This window comes from Bacillus methanolicus, assembly GCF_028888695.1.
Classification (GTDB): Bacteria; Bacillota; Bacilli; order Bacillales; family Cytobacillaceae; genus Bacillus_Z; species Bacillus_Z methanolicus_B.
Window position 1 is genome coordinate 493,657 of record NZ_PNFF01000001.1, and the last position, 19,167, is coordinate 512,823.

A 19,167-nucleotide genomic window follows, 5' to 3' on the forward strand; every position below is an offset into this window, starting at 1 on the left:
GAAGTTTAAGGTTTAACGATCTTATTAGCGCCTAGATATAATATGAATAGGGGCTAATAAGATCGCAATGAAATGAAATAAGCCCAGCCAAAAAGTTATTTCATTTGGCCAGACTCTTCACGTGAAGTATTTTGGAAAAACGAATTTTATAAAGATTTCTTCATTGTTTTGTGCGGAATTCCCGCATCTAAAAATTCATCGGAAATCACTTCATAGTTTAAGCGGCTGTAAAAAGGGATGGCGTGAGTTTGCGCGTTTAATTTTAAGGTTGAAAAGCCTTTTTCTTTTGCAAACGATTCCATTGTTTCCATTATCGCCTTTCCGGCTCCGCTTTTCCGGTATTCTTTTAATACGCAGATCCTTTCTACTTTACCATACCCGTCGACTTCCCGAAAACGTCCGGCACCAATCGGCTGTCCATTCTCATAAGCAACAAAGTGGGTTGATGATGATTCGAATTGATCGATTTCTTCTTCTTCCGGAACATTTTGTTCGTCAATAAAAACCGTTCTACGAACAGAAAACGCATCCTCAAGCTCTTTATCTGTTTTTACTACTTTTACGTTCACGTCTTAATTTTCCTTTCCCAGGCGAAATGTTTCATATACGGTCCACGAACCATTTTCAAGCTGATACAATAGGTGAAAACGGTTAATCATTTCCTCATGATCGACTGATTGCATTCTCAATGAGCCATAAACATCAGAATACTCGTCATTTGATAAATTTTGGCCGATTGTAATGTGCGGAACAAAAGAATACTCCGGTTTTTCATTTACGAACTCAGCGTGAATATCGTTGTATAAACTTTCGAGCTCTTTTGTTTTCTCTACTTTTAAATAGATGACATTGTTAACCGGATAAAAGGAGCTGATCTTTAAAACCCGCAAACGAAAAGGATTGTTTTTCTCAGCAATATTACTTAGCTTTTGAGACATTTCATTCGCTTGTTCTTCCGTTGCTTCAAAGGCGTTTTTTAAAGTCAAATGTGGAGGAATAAGAGCATAGTGCGGGTCATACCGTTTCCGATAAGAGTTAGCGAAATCTTGAAGTTTTTTTGACGGGAAAATAGCAATACCGAATTTCATATTCAAATACCTCCAATTTTAGGATCTATGCAAACAAGATCATTATCCAAAAATAGCAACCAGCTACCTAACGTGAGAAAATAAAAATATGAATAATATTATAACAAATTTTTGAAATATATATTAATATTATTATACTCTTCCTTGTGAGAAAATACATACTATAACGTTAAATAAGAAATGAAGATTTACGCTGAACGAAGAGAACCCGCCTAATAATGAGCCGGGTTCTTTTAAATACTTTTCGCTTCCAGTCTCCGAGCAATGATTGAGAGCGTGTAGTTAACAGCAAAATACATAAGTGCCACCAAAAGAAATATCGGAATGATGTAGGAAGTTTTTTGGCCGTTTATGATTTGTGCATTATGGGTGAGTTCCGGAAGTGCAATAACAACGGCAAGTGATGTGTCTTTTAACAGCGAAATAAACTGGCTGACAATCGGCGGTACCATTCTGCGAAGCGCTTGAGGCATAATAATGTACCTAAGTGTCTGGGTATAGTTGAGCCCTGATGAACGGGCTGCTTCAATTTGCCCTTTATCAATCGAATTCAAACCGCTCCGAATAATTTCCGATAGCATGGCCGATTCGAAAATCGTTAAAGCTGTTATTGCGGATACAGTGATGCTAAGTGTAATACCAATGTCCTGTAAGGCAAAATATGTAAAAAAAATAATCAATAGGAGCGGTAAATTTCTGATTGCTTCAACGATCAGGGTGAGCAATTTGGAAATAATAGGTATTTTTGCGTATCGTAACGTTCCTATCAAGCCTCCGATAAGAAAACTTAAGATAATTGAAAAGAAGGCTACTTTAAGTGTAACATAAAAGCCTTCAAGCAGAAATTTTAGATGATCGGGTGAGTATGCACCAATAAAGTCCATTTCGTCGCCCCCTTTAAAAGCTTTTTGCCAGGAGTTTTTCGAGATATCCAACCCCAAGGCTTAATGGTACAGTAAGGATTAGATAGAACAATGCGACAAATATATAAACGTCAAATACAACCAATGTTTTAGAAGAAACAAGGTCTGCATGGTACATAAGATCCAAGCCTGCCACCACTGCTAATATGGATGAGTTTTTAACAAGATTAATAAATTGGTTTCCTATTGGCGGTATAACAATTTTGATGGCTTGTGGCAAAATGATCAATCTCATTGCCTGATTGTATGTTAAACCTGAGGATCTTGCCGCTTCCATTTGGCCTTTCGGTACGGCCTGGATGCCTGCGCGAATAGCTTCGGCAATAAACGCTGCCGTATAGATCGAAAGGGCGATCGTTCCGGCTGCAAACCCGCTGAATGTCAAACCAAGCACAGGAGTCCCGACAAAGAAGAAAAAGGTGATAATTAAAAGTGGAATATTTCGAATAAATTCAACATATGCAGTTCCAATCCAGTTCAAAGGCTTAATCGGGGAAATTCTCATGATTGCAATTACCGTTCCGAGCAGGAAGCTCGCTGCGAGTGCAATGACACTTGCAAGAACCGTGTTTTTAAATCCCTCCAAAAACATATCAATATTTTTTGTTAATATTGAAAAATCCATCATTAAAAAACACCTCTTTCGGCTAATCAGGGGGAGCGACTTAAAAGCAAAGGGTCAGACCCCTCCAATACAACATATAGACAATCACTAATAAAACCATTCTATATATTGTCATTGTTGGAGGGAGTCAGACCCTTATGTGGCAGCCCCCTGAATGAACAAATTTTTCTTTATTTCGAAAAATCTTCCTTAATCCACTTTTTGTAGATTTTGTCATATTCACCATTAGACTTTATTGTTTTAAGCGCTTTGTTCAGCTCATCCAGCAGTTCTTTTTCACCTTTTTTCACCGCGATTCCGTATGGTTCATCGGTAAAGGTTCCGCCGACAAGATGGAAGGAAGGATTCTCATCAGCCATCCCGTAGAGAATGGCGTTATCAGTAGTTAGTGCGTCACCTTGGCCTGATTTAAGAGCTGTAAATGCTTCTGCATAGTTTTCAAACTCCAATACTGTTGCTTCCGGCGCTTTTTCACGGATGTTTTGGGAGGAAGTAGAACCTTTAACTGCCAATACTTTCGTTCCTTTTTTAATGTCTTCCAATCCCTTAATCGGACTGTCCTTTTTAACAAGGAGAGATTGGCCAGCTTCAAAGTATACATCCGTAAAATCAACTTCTTTTTTGCGTTCTTCTGTAATTGTCATTGTTGCAACAATTGCATCAATATCACCTTTTTGAAGCAATGGAATCCTTGTTTTTGAAGTAACCTCTTTAAATTCCACTTTTGATTCATCCCCGAGGATTTCCTTCGCAAGCGCCTTGGCAATATCAATATCAAATCCTTCCACTTCTCCGGTGCTAGGGTTCTTTAGCCCGAACAATCTTGTATCATGCTTAACACCGAAAATAATTTTGTCACGTTCTTTGATGGTTTCGAGTGTATTTTTCGCACTCTCGCTGCTGCCTCCGTTTGCCTCTTCAGTTTTCTTGCTGCCGCAGGCTGCCAGCATGACAACCGCCAACAATGAAATAAATGCAAGTTTAAGAAACTTCTTTGTTTTAGCCATGATTTTTCCTCCTAAAATTAATGATTTAATATACGGCTGAGAAAAATTTTCGCCCTTTCTTCTTTCGGGTTGGCGAAAAACTCAGCCGGTGCTGCCTCTTCAAGAATCTGTCCATGGTCCATAAAGACAATTCTGTCAGCCACTTCTTTTGCAAATCCCATTTCGTGAGTAACAACCACCATTGTCATTCCCTCTTTCGCCAGCGTCTTCATAACATCGAGCACTTCTCCAATCATTTCAGGATCGAGAGCAGAGGTTGGTTCATCAAAAAGCATGATCTCCGGCTTCATCGCAAGACCTCTTGCGATGGCAACCCTTTGCTGCTGCCCTCCGGAAAGCTGGGAGGGATAGGAATTAGCTTTATCAGGTATTCCTACCTTTTTTAAATAAAACTCTGCTGTTTCTTTTGCTTCTTTATCAGATTTTCCAAGCACCTTCATTGGCGCAAGAGTAATGTTTTCAAGCACTGTCTTGTGAGGGTATAAATGAAAATGCTGAAAAACCATTCCAATATTGCGCCTTAATTTATTAATGTCTGTTTTTTTATCATTAACGGGAATACCATTTACCGTTAAAGATCCGCTTGAAATCGTTTCAAGACCGTTAATGCATCGAAGCAACGTACTTTTTCCCGAACCGGAAGGGCCGATTACGACGACAACTTCGCCTTTGCTAATTTTAAGATTAATATTTTTTAAGACATGAAAATCACCGTAATATTTATTTACGTTATCAAAGACTATCATCTTTTTGCCCCTTTTATAAATTATTTATAAAAATTAGAATAATTACTAAAATCAATTTATTCAGAAAAATTTTAATATATTAAAATTATAAACGAGTGTGAAGGAAATCGTCAAACCATTCCATTAATACAGTTTTTTGGTTTTTTTGCAAGTGAAAAGGCTTTCATCCATAAGGGGTAAGAGAAAAATGACCGGTTTTCATTATCTTTTTTCGTTTTCCTCTCATTGGATTATGGCGATGTTCGGTATTTTAGTGGGAAGTTTTTTCTCTGTTTCCCGGTTTTCATCAAGCCGTTATGCATGGCTGTCTGCAGTTTTAGTGATTGTTATTTCTTTGGCTCATGAATCTTTAGTGGAATTTCAACCCATGCTGGAATGGGTCCTGCTAGTGCTTCCGCCGGTTGCAGTGGTACTAAAGTATATGGGGGACGGGGATATACTGATAGGAATCGATACTTTAATAGACATCATTCATGTTGTATTATACGTAATTGCGGGATCAGCTTTTGTGATGTGGAGGTTTGGAGGGAGGATCAGTAAAAATACATAAATTATTGAGGGGAATGATCGATTTTTCCCCTCTAATAAACAAAATACTAATTTTTTTAAAAGAATCTTGACTTTTTTCATATAATGGATATAATTAAATTCGTGGCTGAAAGAGAATTAGATATGAAAGGGTTTTAGCCAGCTATAGACAATTTTAATATGATCTGTTAGCTCAGCTGGGAGAGCACAACCTTGACAGGGTTGGGGTCGGCGGTTCGAGCCCGTCACAGATCATCACAAGAATTCCTGACATTCAAATTGATGTCAGGATTTTTTTGTGTATAAATGCGAACTTATGTGCTGCAATGAAATTATTGATAAGGAAGCCGAAAAGGCTACTTTAAAAACTAAAGGGGTCTGGAGCGATTTCAGAGGATCCGGATCAACTGCAAATTCTAATTGAATACGGTATGAAATATAGAGCGATAGCGCGGTAGCTGCTAAAATTTATAAATTTTTGTGTCTACTTTAATGACGTAATATCACAGGTACTAATAATAAAATGAAGCGTTTGTTAAACAAGTCAATTAAGAATGATCAAACTTTTTTATAAAACAGTTCTTTCACTGAATATAAAAAGAATTTATTTTAATTCAACTCTTTAATTTGTCATAATCTAACTTAAAGTTGTTTTGGAAAGCGGGGATAATGCCTCGCTTTTTCTATTTATACGGTGAAAATGTGCGTACAAATTAATATGTAGTATAAACGAGGAAATTTTATAAAAATTATTACCAAGTCATAGGAATAGGTGATAAAATAGGTAAAGATATAAAGCGAGGTGATTTTTCTATGTATAAATCAAAAGCACGTATTACTGCGATAGGTTCGTATGTTCCGGAACGGCGGTTAACAAATTACGATTTAGAAGAAATAGTCGAAACAAATGATGAATGGATTGTTAAACGTACTGGAATAAAAGAACGAAGAATAGCACATGAAGAGGAGTTTACAAGTGATATAAGTTATAAAGCTGTAAAGAATTTAATGGAACGATACGATAAATCAGTCGATGATGTGGATATGATTATCGTCTGTACATTTACTCCTGACTTCAAAACTCCGAGCGTAGCTTCTTTAATCCAAGCAAAGTTAGGTATTAAGAACACAGGGGCTATTGATTTAAACGCTGCTTGTGCAGGATTTACTTATGGATTGTATGTAGCCAATGGGTTGATAACATCTGGTTTAAACAAGAAAATTCTTGTTATCGGTGCTGATACATTATCTAAAATTACTGACTATACAGACAGAACAACCTGTGTACTATTTGGAGATGGTGGAGGAGCAGTTCTCGTTGAATATGATGAACAACAACCAAGTTTTATTTCTTCACATTTAGGTTCGGAAGGAGAAGGTGGAAATAAGTTATATTCTACACATTTGTCTAAATGTATAAACGGTGAAGAATTAATAGTTAGTGGTTATATTGTTCAAAACGGTCGAGAGGTCTACAAGTGGGCTGTTACAACCGTACCAATAGGAATGCAATCTTTTATGAAAAAAACTTCAATAGATTTAAAAGATGTTGATTGGTTTGTTCCTCATAGTGCAAATTTAAGAATGATTGAGTCTATATGTGAAAGAAGCGGGTTTCCTATTGAGCGGACATTATATAGCATGGTCGATTATGGAAATACTTCATCAGCAACCATACCATTGTCATTAGATAAAGGTGTACGTGAAGGGAAAATAAGAAATGGTAATAATCTTTTATTATATGGCTTCGGAGGTGGTTTAGCGCATGCAGGATTGCTTATCAATTGGACTCTTTAAGGTGAAAATGAGTCGCTATAAAACAAGTGGCAATTACAATTGCACAGCTTTCAAAAGTCCCAATTATACCGGCAGCATATATAGGACCGAACAATTTAATGGAACTCTTCTTTAGAAAAATAGCCTGTCTTATATTTGGTGGACGAATACATATTACCACGACAGATAAGGAAGAAATGACAGTAGAATTCGGGAGTAGTTCCACGTACGGAGCTATTCTTTTTTTGTGCTCCAAAACGAATAACAAAAATTTCCATTGGCAGGATGTACATCTATACCCAATAATAGTAATTAAGTGGTTTAGTCTTTTTTGAAAGACCCCCTCATGGAGAAAACATGAGTGGATTAGAAGCATACATAATGAATATGTACACCAAGCCAGATTTTAGAGGGCAGGGAATAGCCCGTTCTTTATTAGAAGAGTGTATTTCATACTGTAAATCATTAGGAGTGGAACGAATATGGCTACATGCTTCTTCAGACGGTTATTCTCTTTATAAGAAAATGGGATTTATTGAAAAAAATTCAGAAATAGAATTGATTTTGTAATTTGGTTTTTCAATTTACGGATACTTTAACTAGCTCAAAACCATCATTTGGGGCTCTTTTTTTAATTGAACCTAAAGGGAGGCAGCATTAGTTGACAAGAAGTGAAAATTATTGTTCTCTGAAGTTAGATAATTCTAAAAAAGGGGAATATTTAATGACAATTTGGAGAGAAAATGAATTTATTATTTCTACAAATAAAGAACTATTAGACATAGAAACAATTTTTTGTTTTCTACACAATGATTCATATTGGGCAAAAGGTATTGCACGAGAGACTGTGGAAAAATCAATAGAGAATTCCTAGCTTTGTTTCGGGATATATAAAGAAGGTTTAAATGAAAATTATGAACAAGTGGGTTTTGCTAGAGTAATCTCTGATTTAGCAACTTTTGCTTACCTTTGTGATGTGTTTGTACTCCCTAAATATAGAGGTTTAGGACTTTCAAAATGGCTAGTAAAAGTTATAACAAGCCATCCTGAACTTAAAGGAGTTCGCAGATTTATGCTCGCGACTCTTGATGCACATTCCTTATATGCAATATTTGGTTTCGAACAATTGGATACGCCTGAACGCTTTATGCAAATAAATCGAAGTAACATTGCAATACCAACCGAAACAACAAATTAATATGTTATTTTAATCCTATTATCATTGAACTAAAAATAAATATGTTTATCTTAACAATTGGAAATTATTTTTATTTTAAGTTTAAAGAGGAATTTCCTCTCTTTGTGTCGAAATTAGATAAAGAAGGGACGGTGCTAATATGGAAATCAAAAAATTAATTCAAGAAGGCGAAGAATTAAAAAATAATCTTGATAAAAGTAATTATGAAAAAATAATAGAGTGGATAAAAAATTCACAATCGTATCTTGAGACAAAATATAAAGCCGTAGAATTTACTATGGTTTTCTCTTCAACTGCTGAAACTTTTATTAATTTGATTAAATCACAAGAAATTTTTAATGAGGAATACTTTACTCAATTAATAATTAGTTTAAAAGAATGTAAGGAATATGAAGCTTTTCTTTATGGTCGAACAGACGAAATTGAAAATTTAGGTGACTACTTTGTTTAGCACTCTTATTTTAAGGGTGCTTTTTTATCTTCCGCCGCCAGAAGACCCCCACTTCAAACTCTTATTAAGTGGAGGATGAATGGCGTTTTTTTTGTTATTTTCACAAAAAATCTAATAACAAATAATGCTAAATATAGTAAAATAGAAATAAGAATATATGTTCTTTAAGAGGCATGAGATATGAAAAAAAGCATATTTTTCTCATCGTGTATACAAAGAGTCTCTACCAGCTGAATATGATCAAAATAACTAAAACCTGTCCTACACCCGCTTTCCTTTACTGTATCAAGATCAATCACTGAAGAGTAGCTGGAATACATCATAAACAGGGCCACTGCAGACAATTTAGGGACAAAAAAATCAGTCTCAAAATTGAATCTCTTTCTTACTGTTAGGCCATTTTTTGTTTAATGCATTTATAAATGTCTTCACGTTCTTTTTATCTTGCATAATGGGGGAATAAATGTAGGAAAGTGTTCGGTAAAAGGACTGATCTTTTAACTGTATAATAGAAAGATTCCTATGCTGTACGTCTCTTTCAATGACACTGCGGGATAGGAGAGATAGCCCCATACCATTGATCAGTGTTTCTTTAATTCCCTGATTACTGCTTATGGTAAGAAGCGATTTCACTTTCAAACCATTTGAACGAATGACGTGGTTAAGATATTCACGTGTACCTGATCCGACTTCTCTGGTTACCCATGCTTGATTCTGAAGATCAGCCATTGTAACTTCATCTTTACAGGCAAGTTCATGTTTGTTCGAAGAAACAATAAATAACTCATCTTGCATAAAAGCGTGTACGGAAAGCTCCTTTTCATTTGTTTGACCTTCAATTAAACCTATATCGACTTGATACAACCGGACAGACTGAACGATTTCTTCCGTGTTTCCAATTGTAACTTGCAGTTCAAGTTCTGGATAGTCGTTTTGAAGGTCAAGAAGTAAAGAAGGCAAGATATACTCGCCGATTGTAAAACTAGCCCCTATTTTTAATAGTCCTTTTATGGAGTTATCATGTTCGAGAATGTCTTGTCTAGTCTGTTCGTAGATCGTGATCATTTGCTTTGCGCGATCATATAAAATCTCTCCGGATGGGGTGATCTGTAAGAATTTTGGAGAACGCAGAAATAATTTTGTTTGGAATTCTTTTTCCAAATTTTTTATGTGCAAACTTACACTTGGTTGTGACATGAGAAGGATTTCGGCTGTTTTTGTGAAATTTTTAACTTCTGCGAGGGTTACAAATGTTTTTAACTCTTCATAGTACAAAGATATCCCGCCTTATTATTAGTAATCTTAATAGTAATAATCATTTATATTTATTTTACTAATGGAGTATTTTAAGGTAAAGTTAATTTAAAACTTTTTCTAAAAATCACACTATTACGACAAATACCCTTGAAAAGAGCCTATCCCTAGGCGTTTTCGGATGGTTTATAACATTATAACCTACTTAATTTATAGGGATAATCGAGATTGAACAAAAATGAATCATTTTTCACTGAAAAGTAAATCGGAAGAATTTTTGAAATCTGTCATTCTAAAAAAGATGACTTAAATAAGTTTTTATTCCTTTGTGAGGTGGATATCGTTGCAACTTCAGGTAATGAACAGTCCGTTTAATAAGGAGCAGACAGAGCTCCTAAACCGCCTTCTGTCGACTTTGACAGAAACACAAAAAGTCTGGCTGAGTGGTTATCTTGCCGCGTCCCATTCTGTTTTCGTTTCGAGAACTCCAGAAGTGCCGGCAGCAGAACTTCCTGCGGGGAGCACCGGGCAGACAATCTCAAAAGAAGTGACCATCCTTTACGGATCACAGACGGGCAACGCCCAGGGGCTTGCGGAGAATGCAGGCAAGACGCTTGAGGGCCGCGGATTTCAAGTAACCGTCTTGTCCATGAGCGATTTCAAGCCGAACAATTTGAAGAAGGTCCAAAACCTGCTTATTATCGTGAGCACACATGGAGAAGGCGACCCTCCGGATAGCGCTCTGTCGTTCCATGAGTTTCTTCATGGAAGGAGGGCGCCAAAGCTTGACGATTTGCGCTTTTCTGTGTTGGCGCTTGGGGACAGCTCGTATGAGTTTTTTTGCCAAACGGGAAAAGAATTTGATTCTCGGCTGGAAGAGCTTGGCGGAACACGGCTTTATCCGCGCTTTGACTGCGACCTTGACTATGATGAGCCGGCGGCCGAATGGCTTGAAGGAGTTCTTGACGGCTTAAGGGAAGCGAATGAAGGAAATGTTGCTTCTTCTCCGACAGCTGCTCCTCAAGTAGGTGGATCGGTGTATTCCAGAACAAATCCGTTTAAAGCAGAAGTGCTTGAAAATATCAATTTGAACGGCCGTGGCTCAAATAAAGAAACGCGCCATATCGAGTTATCGCTTGAAGGGTCTTGTCTCACATTCGAACCGGGTGACAGCCTCGGAATTTATCCGGAAAACGATCCGGCTCTTGTGGGCATGCTTCTTGAGGAAATGAAATGGGATCCGGAAGAAATCGTGGCAGTCAATAAACAAGGAGATGTCCGACCGCTCAAAGAAGCGCTCATCTCCCACTTTGAAATTACTGTTTTAACAAAACCGCTTCTTGAAAAGGCGGCGAAGCTTTCAGCGAATGAAGAATTACGCAAGTTATTATCACCGGGTAATGAAGAAAAATTAAAAGCATATCTTGAAGGGCGCGATTTGCTTGATTTGGTCCGTGATTTTGGTCCGTGGAGTGTATCGGCGCAAGAGTTTATCTCCATTCTCAGAAAAATGCCGCCCCGCCTTTATTCGATTGCGAGCAGTTTATCCGCAAATCCGGATGAAGTGCATTTAACAATCGGCGCCGTCCGGTATCATACACACGGCCGCGAACGAAAAGGTGTCTGCTCGATTTTATGTGCGGAGCGTCTGCGGCCAGGGGACACGCTACCGATTTACATTCAGCATAACCAAAACTTTAAGCTGCCAAATAATCCGGATACGCCGATCATCATGATTGGACCGGGAACAGGCATTGCCCCGTTCCGCTCCTTTATGCAGGAACGTGAAGAAATCGGGGCGAAAGGAAAATCATGGCTGTTTTTCGGGGACCAGCATTTCGTGACGGATTTCCTTTATCAGACAGAATGGCAAAAGTGGTTGAAAGACGGCGTGTTGACGAAAATGGATGTCGCGTTTTCGCGCGACACGGATGAAAAGGTGTATGTGCAGCACCGCATGCTTGAACACAGCAAAGAATTGTTCGAGTGGCTTCAAGAAGGAGCAGTTGTTTATATTTGCGGCGATGAGAAAAAAATGGCACATGACGTCCATAACACTTTACTTGAGATTATCGAAAAAGAAGGCGGCATGAGCCGTGAAAAAGCGGAAGACTATCTTGCTGGCATGCAACAGCAAAAACGTTACCAACGTGATGTATACTAATTTTCTATTGAAAGGAGTTTTTCAACATGGTGACCAAAATTTTAAAAGCCCCGGAAGGACCGCCAAGCGATGTAGAACGCATAAAAGAAGAAAGCGACTATTTGCGCGGCACGCTGAGGGAATCAATGCTGGACCGGCTCAGCGCCGGAATTCCCGAAGATGACAATCGCCTGATGAAATTTCACGGCAGTTACTTGCAGGATGACCGGGATCTGCGCAACGAGCGCCAAAAGCAAAAACTTGAACCTGCCTATCAGTTCATGCTCCGCGTCCGTTTGCCTGGCGGTGTAGCAACACCTGCCCAATGGCTTGTCATGGACGAACTTGCCCAAAAAAACGCAAACGGCACCTTAAAACTGACAACACGGATGACGTTCCAAATGCATGGGATTTTAAAATGGAATATGAAAAAAACGATCCAGGAAATCCATGCGTCCCTTTTGGATACGATTGCCGCGTGCGGGGACGTGAACCGGAATGTCATGTGCAACCCGAATCCATACCAATCCGAGATCCATTCTGAAGTTTATGAATGGTCGAAACGATTAAGCGATTATTTATTGCCGCGCACAAGAGCATATCATGAGCTTTGGCTTGATGAAGAAAAAGTGGCCGGCACGCCTGAAATGGAAGAAGTCGAACCGATGTACGGACCGCTTTATTTGCCGCGGAAGTTTAAGATCGGTATCGCCGTTCCGCCTTCAAATGACATTGATGTCTTTTCGCAGGACCTTGGATTCATTGCGATTGTTGAAGATGGCAAGCTTGTCGGATTTAACGTGGCGATCGGCGGCGGTATGGGAATGACACACGGCGACAAAACGACATATCCGCAGCTTGCCAAAGTAATCGGTTTTTGTACACCAGGCCAAATTCTTGAGGTGGCGGAAAAAGTCATCACGATTCAGCGTGACTACGGGAACCGTTCCGAACGCAAAAATGCCCGGTTCAAGTACACTGTTGACCGGCTCGGACTGGAAACAGTCAAGAATGAACTTGAAAACCGCCTCGGCTGGAGGCTGGTCGAAGCGAAACCGTATCATTTCGACCATAACGGCGACCGCTACGGCTGGGTGGAAGGCGTTCAAGGAAAATGGCACTTTACGCTGTTTGTCCAAGGCGGACGCGTTGCGGATTTTGATGACTATAAACTGAAGACCGGCCTGCGTGAAATCGCCAAAATCCATACCGGTGATTTCCGGCTGACGCCCAATCAAAACCTGATCATTGCCAATGTATCCAGCCAGAATAAGAAAAAGATCAATGAACTGATCGAACAATACGGTTTGACAGATGGCAAGCATTATACAGCACTCCGCCGCAGTTCGCTTGCTTGCGTCGCTCTTCCGACGTGCGGACTTGCGATGGCAGAAGCAGAACGCTATTTGCCGGTCCTTCTTGACAAGATTGAGGCCATTATTGATGAAAACGGCCTGCGCGACGAAGAAATTACCATCCGCATGACAGGCTGCCCCAACGGCTGTGCCCGCCATGCGCTCGGCGAAATTGGTTTTATCGGCAAGGCGCCCGGCAAATACAATATGTATCTCGGCGCAGCCTTTGACGGCAGCCGCCTAAGCAAAATGTACCGCGAAAACATCGGGGAAGAAGAAATTTTGAGCGAACTGCGTGTGCTTCTTTCCCGCTACGCAAAGGAACGGCAGGAAGGCGAGCACTTCGGTGACTTTGTCATCCGGGCACGTATAGTCAAAGCTACGACAGACGGCACGAATTTTCATGATTGATCTAGAAAAAAGAGACAGGAACGCATTCCTGTCTCTTTTTTATCCTGAGCCAAATTGCATAAATAGCAGGAAAAACTAAAAATCTCATATTATTATAGATATTAAAATTTTCCTAGTGAAGCTTGGAATATTTCCATAAATCCTCCTCAAAAATTTAAAATGATCATGTCATGAAACGAAAGCAGTTATCAGTATATTAACATTTCTCATTAATAAAACTCCCCCTTCTTCCAATAATGTTTGGCGCCATTTAAAATGGCACTTTACAAAAAAGGAAAATAAATAGTAAAACGCGAAGTATATTTAGGAAGAGAATTATTAAGGAGCTGCATGCGAATGATTAGCACGTTCACAATGTCGGGCATGGTGATTCAACTTCTTATTTCACTGTTATTTCCGATTGGTTTATTGATTTATTTTCGCAAAAAACAATTGTTTTCGTGGAAGCCGCTGGGTGTAGGAATTCTTATTTTTATTTTATTTTCTCAAATTCTTGAAAAAGCATTGCATTTTATCATGATAGATTCTAGCGGCACTTCGCTTAAATGGTCGGATAGTGTATTTCTTTTCGTATTGTACGCTACATTGGCGGCGGGAATTTTTGAAGAATTTGGCCGTTATGTCGGATTTAAATGGATGTTGAAAAAGCATCGAGAATATAAGGATGGGTTGTCATTTGGATTAGGCCACGGTGGCATCGAAGCGATTTTAATAGGGATGTTTGGTGCCATCAACGCATTAGTATTGGCCACTCTCATCAATTCCGGAGCGTTTGACCAAATGATCGCCAACGCTTTGCCCGCTGACCAAGCCGCGTTATTAAAAGAAAAGTTGATCAATACACGATTTTGGGAATATGTATTAGCGGGCCTCGAACGCGTTTTCGCAATCGCTATTCATATTGCGATGTCACTCTTAGTTTTACTTGGTATTCGTGAAAATCGTTTTATCTTTGTCATTTACGCTGTTCTTTTACACGCGCTATTAGATGTAATTCCGGCACTTTATCAGATAGGAGTTGTGGCAAATATTTGGCTTGCCGAATTAGTTATCGCCATTTTTGGTATTACCGCACTCATTTTTACGATGAGAATAAGAAAGAGATTTCAAGTGTAAAGACCTCCCCCCACTTTTGAAATGGGGGGGCTTGTTCTAAATGCACGAATTAGAACGATTTTCGGAAAGCGCTTACATTATATTTTTTCCTAGCATATATTAAAAATAGGTGCATTTTTCAACATAGGGGGATGAGGATGGAACATTCAGATAAACAATTTGAAACGTTAGTCATTCATCATGGCTATGATTCAAAGGAACACCTTGGAAGTTTGTCCCTGCCAATTTATCAAACATCAACATTTACATTTGATACAGCGGAACAGGGAGAAGCTCGTTTTGCAGGAAGAGAAGAAGGCTATGTTTATTCAAGGCTAGCCAATCCAACTGTAAGGGCGTTTGAAGAGAAAATGGCGTGTTTAGAAGGCGGCGAAGCAGCACTGGCTTTTGGTTCAGGGATGGCGGCCGTGTCGGCTGTACTGTTTGCCTTAACGAAAGCGAATAACCATATTATTTGTTCACAAGGAGTATATGGCTGCACGTTCGGATTATTGCAAATTCTAAAAAAGAAATATAACATTTCACACGATTTTTGTTCGATGGAAACAGAAGAAGAGATTCGTCGTCTTATTCGTTCCGAAACTGTTTGTATTTATGTAGAAACACCGATTAATCCAACGATGAAACTCGTTGATTTAGAAATGGTCGCAAAGATCGCGAAAGAGCATGGGATTAAAGTTGTGGTTGATAATACGTTTTGTTCTCCATATTTGCAAAAACCGCTTCTATACGGATGTGATGCCGTCGTTCATAGCGCGACGAAATATATTGGCGGCCACGGTGATGTCGTTGCCGGCATTGCGGTTGGAAGTAAAGAATTTATGGAAGAAGTGGCAATGACAACACAAAAAGATATCGGTGGAATCATTTCCCCGTTTGATGCTTGGTTATTGTTAAGAGGTCTTAAAACATTGACTGTAAGAATGGATCGTCATTGTGAAAACGCCGAAACAATTGCACAACTTCTAAAAGAACATCCTCTCGTATCCAAAGTCTATTACCCGTACGATCCGGAAAATCCGGATTATGCAATCAGCCAAAAGCAAATGAAATTAGGCGGCGGTCTCGTTTCTTTTGAAATTAAAGGTACGAAACGGGATGCTCAACGATTTTTAAACCGTCTTCAACTCATCAAAATCGCGGTGAGTCTAGGTGATACGGAAACACTTATTCAACATCCTGCCACGATGACTCATGCAGTTGTACCGGAAGAGGTAAGAAAGAACATGGGTATTAGCGATCAACTTATTCGCTTATCCGTTGGCCTTGAGGCATGGGACGATATTTGGAAAGATTTGCAGCAAGCGCTCGGTTCATTGACTGATTAAATGTATGTACTGAACTGAATGACTCCGTTAGCAAATTGAGAATACAAAAGGTAAGCAAACATATGAAACAAGACTAATATGTGCGTGCTTACCTTCAATTTTTTTACCCTCTTGATGAAACCTAACTTGACCTAATTTTTAATCACTAAAAATAGAAAACAGTAGAGAATTTCCTTATCATTTGGTTATAGTAAAGTTATATCACAAAGGATGAGGGAAACATGATGTCTAAAAAGTCAAAACAACCAAAGAAATCAAAGCGCTTAGCTAGTTATTCGCTTGCTGTTATGGGGACAGGTTTTGTTGCAACCATTCCTTTCCAAGGATCGTTTCTAGGCGGCTTAATGCAAGGAGGCTTTGAAGCCGGTCTTGTGGGTGGATTAGCTGACTGGTTTGCCGTTACCGCTTTATTCCGGCATCCGATGGGTTTGCCCATCCCCCATACGGCTCTTTTGCCAAAAAATCGGCAACGAATGACAAATGCGCTTGTCTCCACACTTGAAAAAGACTGGCTTTCAAAAGAAAGCATTAGAAATAAAATCAAACAAATTAATTTTGCAGAGAAAATTTTGTCAGTCCTTGAGAGAGAGATACATTCAGATTCAATTAAAAAGAGCACTGTGTCACTCGCGAAACAATTGATCAGCCATATTAATCTTGAAAAAATTACTCCATTTATTGAAAAAGAAATAAAGTCTTCTTTTCATTCAATTGAAATGAGTACGGTCTTACAGTCTGTCATCAATCAAGTGCTCATTCGCAGATATGATGAGAAGGTGCTAGATTTTCTTCTTGGTAAGGCAGAGGAATGGATAAAAAAAGGTGAAACGAAGATTCAACTCGGCAACATGGCAATTCGGGCACTTGACAATTTAGAGTTAGACGGTTTTCTGCAGTTTGCACTTAAATCATTTCAGAATTTATTGAATGAAGAAAAACTCGGCAGCATTTTACAAAACTTACTCCTTAGTGTGGTAAGCAGGTTGAGTAAGGTAGATGATACGAACAGAAAGGTTTTGCTTCTACATATTCGTACGGAACTGAAAAACATACAAGACGATAAGAAGCTATGGGAAGAGATAGAAAAATGGAAGGGTCATTTTATTGCTGACTGGAATCCTGCGGAAAAAATAAAAGAAATCTTGCAGCAAACTCAACAGAAAGCATTGGCCTTTGTTCAAGACAGCGAGTTTATGGATTCTTATCTTCTTCCATTTTTCACACGCTTTTTGAACGATCTAAAGGAAGACAAGGCAAAGATCACGAACATTGAAAACTGGATACAAAAGCAATTCTCAAATCTTCTTGAAGAAAATCATTCAAAAATAGGCAAGCTTGTACAGGAGAATCTTGATAAACTTGATGATGAAACGCTTATTCATATGATGGAAAATAACATCGGGAAAGACTTGCAGTGGATTAGGGTGAATGGAGCCGTTTGCGGTTTTATTATCGGGATTTTCTTAAGTATAATCAAAGCGCTTATTTATTGATTCATTTTTATATGCTTCTTTGACATAGTATTTGGTTTCATCTTGGTCAAGATTCGCATATTCAAATAGATGCGAATATTTTACGTTTTACTGATCTATTTAATAAAAATAAAAACAATCGGCTGAAATATATTTATCAAAAGTGATAGTAGGGGAGGGATTTAATGGAAAAGTATATTTTATCTTTAGATCAGGGTACAACAAGTTCTCGAGCAATTCTTTTTAATAGAAATGGAGAGATTGTTCACATTGCTCAAAAAGAATTCACACAACTTTTCCCGAAACCGGGATGGGTTGAGCATAATGCAAATGAAATTTGGGGATCCATTTTAGCTGTCATTGCAAGTGTTTTATCAGAATCAGGTGTAAAACCTGACCAAATTGCAGCAATAGGAATCACCAACCAGAGAGAAACAACAGTTGTTTGGGATAAAGAAACAGGCAACCCTGTATATAATGCAATTGTTTGGCAATCGAGGCAAACAAACGGAATTTGTGAAGAGTTGAAAGAAAAAGGGTACAATGATCTTTTTCGGAAAAAAACCGGGTTGCTAATTGATGCATACTTCTCTGGAACAAAAGTTAAATGGATCCTTGATCATGTAGAGGGTGCCAGAGAGAAAGCAGAACAGGGAAAATTATTATTCGGCACGATTGATACATGGCTGATTTGGAAGCTTTCCGGCGGCCGTGCTCATGTAACCGACTACAGTAATGCATCCCGCACATTAATGTACAATATTCATGAATTGAAGTGGGACGAAGAATTGTTGGATATTCTCAGTATTCCAAAATCGATGCTCCCTGATGTAAGACCTTCTTCAGAAATTTACTCGCGCACAATCGATTACCACTTCTTCGGTAAAGAAGTTCCCATTGCCGGAGCGGCCGGCGACCAGCAGGCGGCCCTTTTCGGCCAAACTTGCTTTGAGGAAGGAATGGCGAAAAATACGTATGGAACCGGTTGCTTTATGCTTATGAATACGGGAGAGAAAGCTGTACGTTCAGAACATGGTCTGCTAACGACCATTGCCTGGGGTTTAAATGGGAAGGTGGAATACGCACTTGAAGGAAGCATTTTTGTGGCAGGTTCGGCTATTCAATGGCTCCGTGATGGTTTGAGAATGTTAAAAAATGCGAGAGATAGTGAAGATTATGCGGTAAAAGTTGAATCAACCGAAGGAGTTTATGTCGTACCGGCTTTTGTCGGTTTAGGCACACCTTACTGGGATAGCGACGTAAGAGGTGCGGTATTTGGTCTCACACGCGGGACTAGTAAAGAACATTTTATCCGAGCAACATTGGAGTCTCTTGCTTACCAAACAAAAGATGTATTGTCGGCAATGGAAGCTGATTCAGGAATTAAGTTGAAAACGCTCCGTGTTGATGGCGGCGCCGTTATGAACAATTTTTTAATGGAATTTCAGAGTGATATATTAAATGTTCCTGTCGAAAGACCTGTAGTAAATGAAACAACTGCTCTAGGAGCTGCATATTTAGCAGGTTTAGCGGTGGGGTATTGGGAAAGCCAAGAAGAAATTGCGGCTCAGTGGGCGATCGACCGCTTATTTGAACCGCAAATGTCCGATGAAGTCCGCGACCAACTCTACAGTGGATGGAAGAAAGCCATAAAAGCAGCGATGTCCTATAAGTAAAAATTTAAACGTTGATATCGTTTTTGGTTCAAGATGACACTAATTTTTAAACGGGTCTGACTCCCTCCAA

At 39.1% G+C, this 19,167-nt stretch carries 19 protein-coding genes and 1 tRNA gene; 13 read left to right on the plus strand and 7 right to left on the minus strand.

Features of this window, described 5'->3' with window-relative positions:
• Nucleotides 1–146 precede the first annotated feature (146 nt).
• The 6 genes from C0966_RS02530 to C0966_RS02555 all read right to left on the minus strand — a co-directional run bounded on the left by C0966_RS02530 (nt 147) and on the right by C0966_RS02555 (nt 4,389).
• A complete protein-coding gene (locus C0966_RS02530) occupies nt 147–569 on the minus strand; it encodes a GNAT family N-acetyltransferase (RefSeq protein ID WP_274853609.1) in 423 nt (140 codons plus the stop codon).
• 3 nt (nt 570–572) lie between these two features.
• The gene (locus C0966_RS02535; protein WP_274853610.1) at nt 573–1,088 is read right to left on the minus strand and encodes a YjcG family protein; all 516 of its coding nucleotides are present in this window, start codon (nt 1,086–1,088) and stop codon (nt 573–575) included.
• A 233-nt stretch (nt 1,089–1,321) separates the two neighbouring features.
• Complete coding sequence (locus C0966_RS02540) at nt 1,322–1,972, minus strand: amino acid ABC transporter permease (protein ID WP_274853611.1); 651 nt, start codon at nt 1,970–1,972, stop codon at nt 1,322–1,324.
• A 13-nt stretch (nt 1,973–1,985) separates the two neighbouring features.
• Nucleotides 1,986–2,639 (minus strand): amino acid ABC transporter permease, encoded by a 654-nt coding sequence (locus C0966_RS02545; RefSeq protein ID WP_274853612.1) that lies wholly within the window; start codon nt 2,637–2,639, stop codon nt 1,986–1,988.
• A 167-nt stretch (nt 2,640–2,806) separates the two neighbouring features.
• Entirely contained in the window at nt 2,807–3,643 is an 837-nt protein-coding gene (locus C0966_RS02550) for a transporter substrate-binding domain-containing protein (protein ID WP_274853613.1), read from the minus strand.
• A 17-nt stretch (nt 3,644–3,660) separates the two neighbouring features.
• Nucleotides 3,661–4,389: an amino acid ABC transporter ATP-binding protein gene (locus C0966_RS02555; protein ID WP_274853614.1), complete on the minus strand. Its 729-nt coding sequence runs from the start codon at nt 4,387–4,389 to the stop codon at nt 3,661–3,663.
• A 187-nt stretch (nt 4,390–4,576) separates the two neighbouring features.
• Here C0966_RS02555 and C0966_RS02560 point away from each other — a divergent pair, with 187 nt between their 5' ends.
• From C0966_RS02560 to C0966_RS02585, 7 genes are all read left to right on the plus strand, one after another.
• Entirely contained in the window at nt 4,577–4,939 is a 363-nt protein-coding gene (locus C0966_RS02560; RefSeq protein ID WP_274853615.1) for a hypothetical protein, read from the plus strand.
• Nucleotides 4,940–5,099: 160 nt separating this feature from the next.
• Nucleotides 5,100–5,172: transfer RNA gene (locus tag C0966_RS02565), tRNA-Val, on the plus strand.
• A 558-nt stretch (nt 5,173–5,730) separates the two neighbouring features.
• Nucleotides 5,731–6,714, plus strand: coding sequence for a ketoacyl-ACP synthase III (locus tag C0966_RS02570; protein ID WP_274853616.1), 984 nt, complete (start codon nt 5,731–5,733; stop codon nt 6,712–6,714).
• Between the two features lie 336 nt (nt 6,715–7,050).
• Nucleotides 7,051–7,263, plus strand: coding sequence for a GNAT family N-acetyltransferase (locus C0966_RS02575; RefSeq protein WP_274853617.1), 213 nt, complete (start codon nt 7,051–7,053; stop codon nt 7,261–7,263).
• A 91-nt stretch (nt 7,264–7,354) separates the two neighbouring features.
• Complete coding sequence (locus C0966_RS18525; RefSeq protein WP_342456710.1) at nt 7,355–7,567, plus strand: hypothetical protein; 213 nt, start codon at nt 7,355–7,357, stop codon at nt 7,565–7,567.
• A 12-nt stretch (nt 7,568–7,579) separates the two neighbouring features.
• Nucleotides 7,580–7,891 (plus strand): GNAT family N-acetyltransferase, encoded by a 312-nt coding sequence (locus tag C0966_RS02580; protein ID WP_342456730.1) that lies wholly within the window; start codon nt 7,580–7,582, stop codon nt 7,889–7,891.
• Between the two features lie 139 nt (nt 7,892–8,030).
• Nucleotides 8,031–8,342 carry a hypothetical protein gene (locus tag C0966_RS02585; RefSeq protein ID WP_274853618.1) on the plus strand — a complete coding sequence of 104 codons (312 nt, stop codon included), beginning with the start codon at nt 8,031–8,033 and terminating at the stop codon, nt 8,340–8,342.
• Between the two features lie 366 nt (nt 8,343–8,708).
• Here C0966_RS02585 and C0966_RS02590 read toward each other — a convergent pair whose 3' ends face one another.
• Complete coding sequence (locus tag C0966_RS02590; RefSeq protein WP_274853619.1) at nt 8,709–9,617, minus strand: LysR family transcriptional regulator; 909 nt, start codon at nt 9,615–9,617, stop codon at nt 8,709–8,711.
• A gap of 322 nt (nt 9,618–9,939) precedes the next feature.
• Between C0966_RS02590 and C0966_RS02595 the strand changes: the two genes are divergently transcribed.
• From C0966_RS02595 to glpK, 6 genes are all read left to right on the plus strand, one after another.
• On the plus strand, nt 9,940–11,760 hold the full coding sequence (locus C0966_RS02595) for an assimilatory sulfite reductase (NADPH) flavoprotein subunit (RefSeq protein ID WP_274853620.1): 1,821 nt from the start codon (nt 9,940–9,942) through the stop codon (nt 11,758–11,760).
• Nucleotides 11,761–11,786: 26 nt separating this feature from the next.
• Entirely contained in the window at nt 11,787–13,505 is a 1,719-nt protein-coding gene (gene cysI, locus C0966_RS02600; RefSeq protein ID WP_274853621.1) for an assimilatory sulfite reductase (NADPH) hemoprotein subunit, read from the plus strand.
• Between the two features lie 336 nt (nt 13,506–13,841).
• Nucleotides 13,842–14,621, plus strand: a complete 780-nt coding sequence (locus C0966_RS02605; protein ID WP_274853622.1) for a YhfC family intramembrane metalloprotease — start codon at nt 13,842–13,844, stop codon at nt 14,619–14,621.
• Between the two features lie 137 nt (nt 14,622–14,758).
• Complete coding sequence (gene megL, locus C0966_RS02610; RefSeq protein WP_274853623.1) at nt 14,759–15,949, plus strand: methionine gamma-lyase; 1,191 nt, start codon at nt 14,759–14,761, stop codon at nt 15,947–15,949.
• 221 nt (nt 15,950–16,170) lie between these two features.
• Entirely contained in the window at nt 16,171–17,442 is a 1,272-nt protein-coding gene (locus tag C0966_RS02615) for a DUF445 domain-containing protein (RefSeq protein ID WP_274853625.1), read from the plus strand.
• A 164-nt stretch (nt 17,443–17,606) separates the two neighbouring features.
• On the plus strand, nt 17,607–19,097 hold the full coding sequence (gene glpK, locus C0966_RS02620; protein WP_274853626.1) for a glycerol kinase GlpK: 1,491 nt from the start codon (nt 17,607–17,609) through the stop codon (nt 19,095–19,097).
• Nucleotides 19,098–19,167 lie beyond the last annotated feature (70 nt).

Bases quoted from the DNA above. Each gene is read 5' to 3' on its own strand.
- C0966_RS02535 (WP_274853610.1), bottom strand. From the start codon at position 1,088: ATGAAATTCGGTATTGCTATTTTCCCGTCAAAAAAACTTCAAGATTTC.
- C0966_RS02540 (WP_274853611.1), bottom strand. From the start codon at position 1,972: ATGGACTTTATTGGTGCATACTCACCCGATCATCTAAAATTTCTGCTT.
- C0966_RS02545 (WP_274853612.1), bottom strand. From the start codon at position 2,639: ATGATGGATTTTTCAATATTAACAAAAAATATTGATATGTTTTTGGAG.
- C0966_RS02550 (WP_274853613.1), bottom strand. From the start codon at position 3,643: ATGGCTAAAACAAAGAAGTTTCTTAAACTTGCATTTATTTCATTGTTG.
- C0966_RS02555 (WP_274853614.1), bottom strand. From the start codon at position 4,389: ATGATAGTCTTTGATAACGTAAATAAATATTACGGTGATTTTCATGTC.
- C0966_RS02560 (WP_274853615.1), top strand. From the start codon at position 4,577: ATGACCGGTTTTCATTATCTTTTTTCGTTTTCCTCTCATTGGATTATG.
- C0966_RS02570 (WP_274853616.1), top strand. From the start codon at position 5,731: ATGTATAAATCAAAAGCACGTATTACTGCGATAGGTTCGTATGTTCCG.
- C0966_RS02575 (WP_274853617.1), top strand. From the start codon at position 7,051: ATGAGTGGATTAGAAGCATACATAATGAATATGTACACCAAGCCAGAT.
- C0966_RS02585 (WP_274853618.1), top strand. From the start codon at position 8,031: ATGGAAATCAAAAAATTAATTCAAGAAGGCGAAGAATTAAAAAATAAT.
- cysI (WP_274853621.1), top strand. From the start codon at position 11,787: ATGGTGACCAAAATTTTAAAAGCCCCGGAAGGACCGCCAAGCGATGTA.
- C0966_RS02605 (WP_274853622.1), top strand. From the start codon at position 13,842: ATGATTAGCACGTTCACAATGTCGGGCATGGTGATTCAACTTCTTATT.
- megL (WP_274853623.1), top strand. From the start codon at position 14,759: ATGGAACATTCAGATAAACAATTTGAAACGTTAGTCATTCATCATGGC.
- C0966_RS02615 (WP_274853625.1), top strand. From the start codon at position 16,171: ATGATGTCTAAAAAGTCAAAACAACCAAAGAAATCAAAGCGCTTAGCT.
- glpK (WP_274853626.1), top strand. From the start codon at position 17,607: ATGGAAAAGTATATTTTATCTTTAGATCAGGGTACAACAAGTTCTCGA.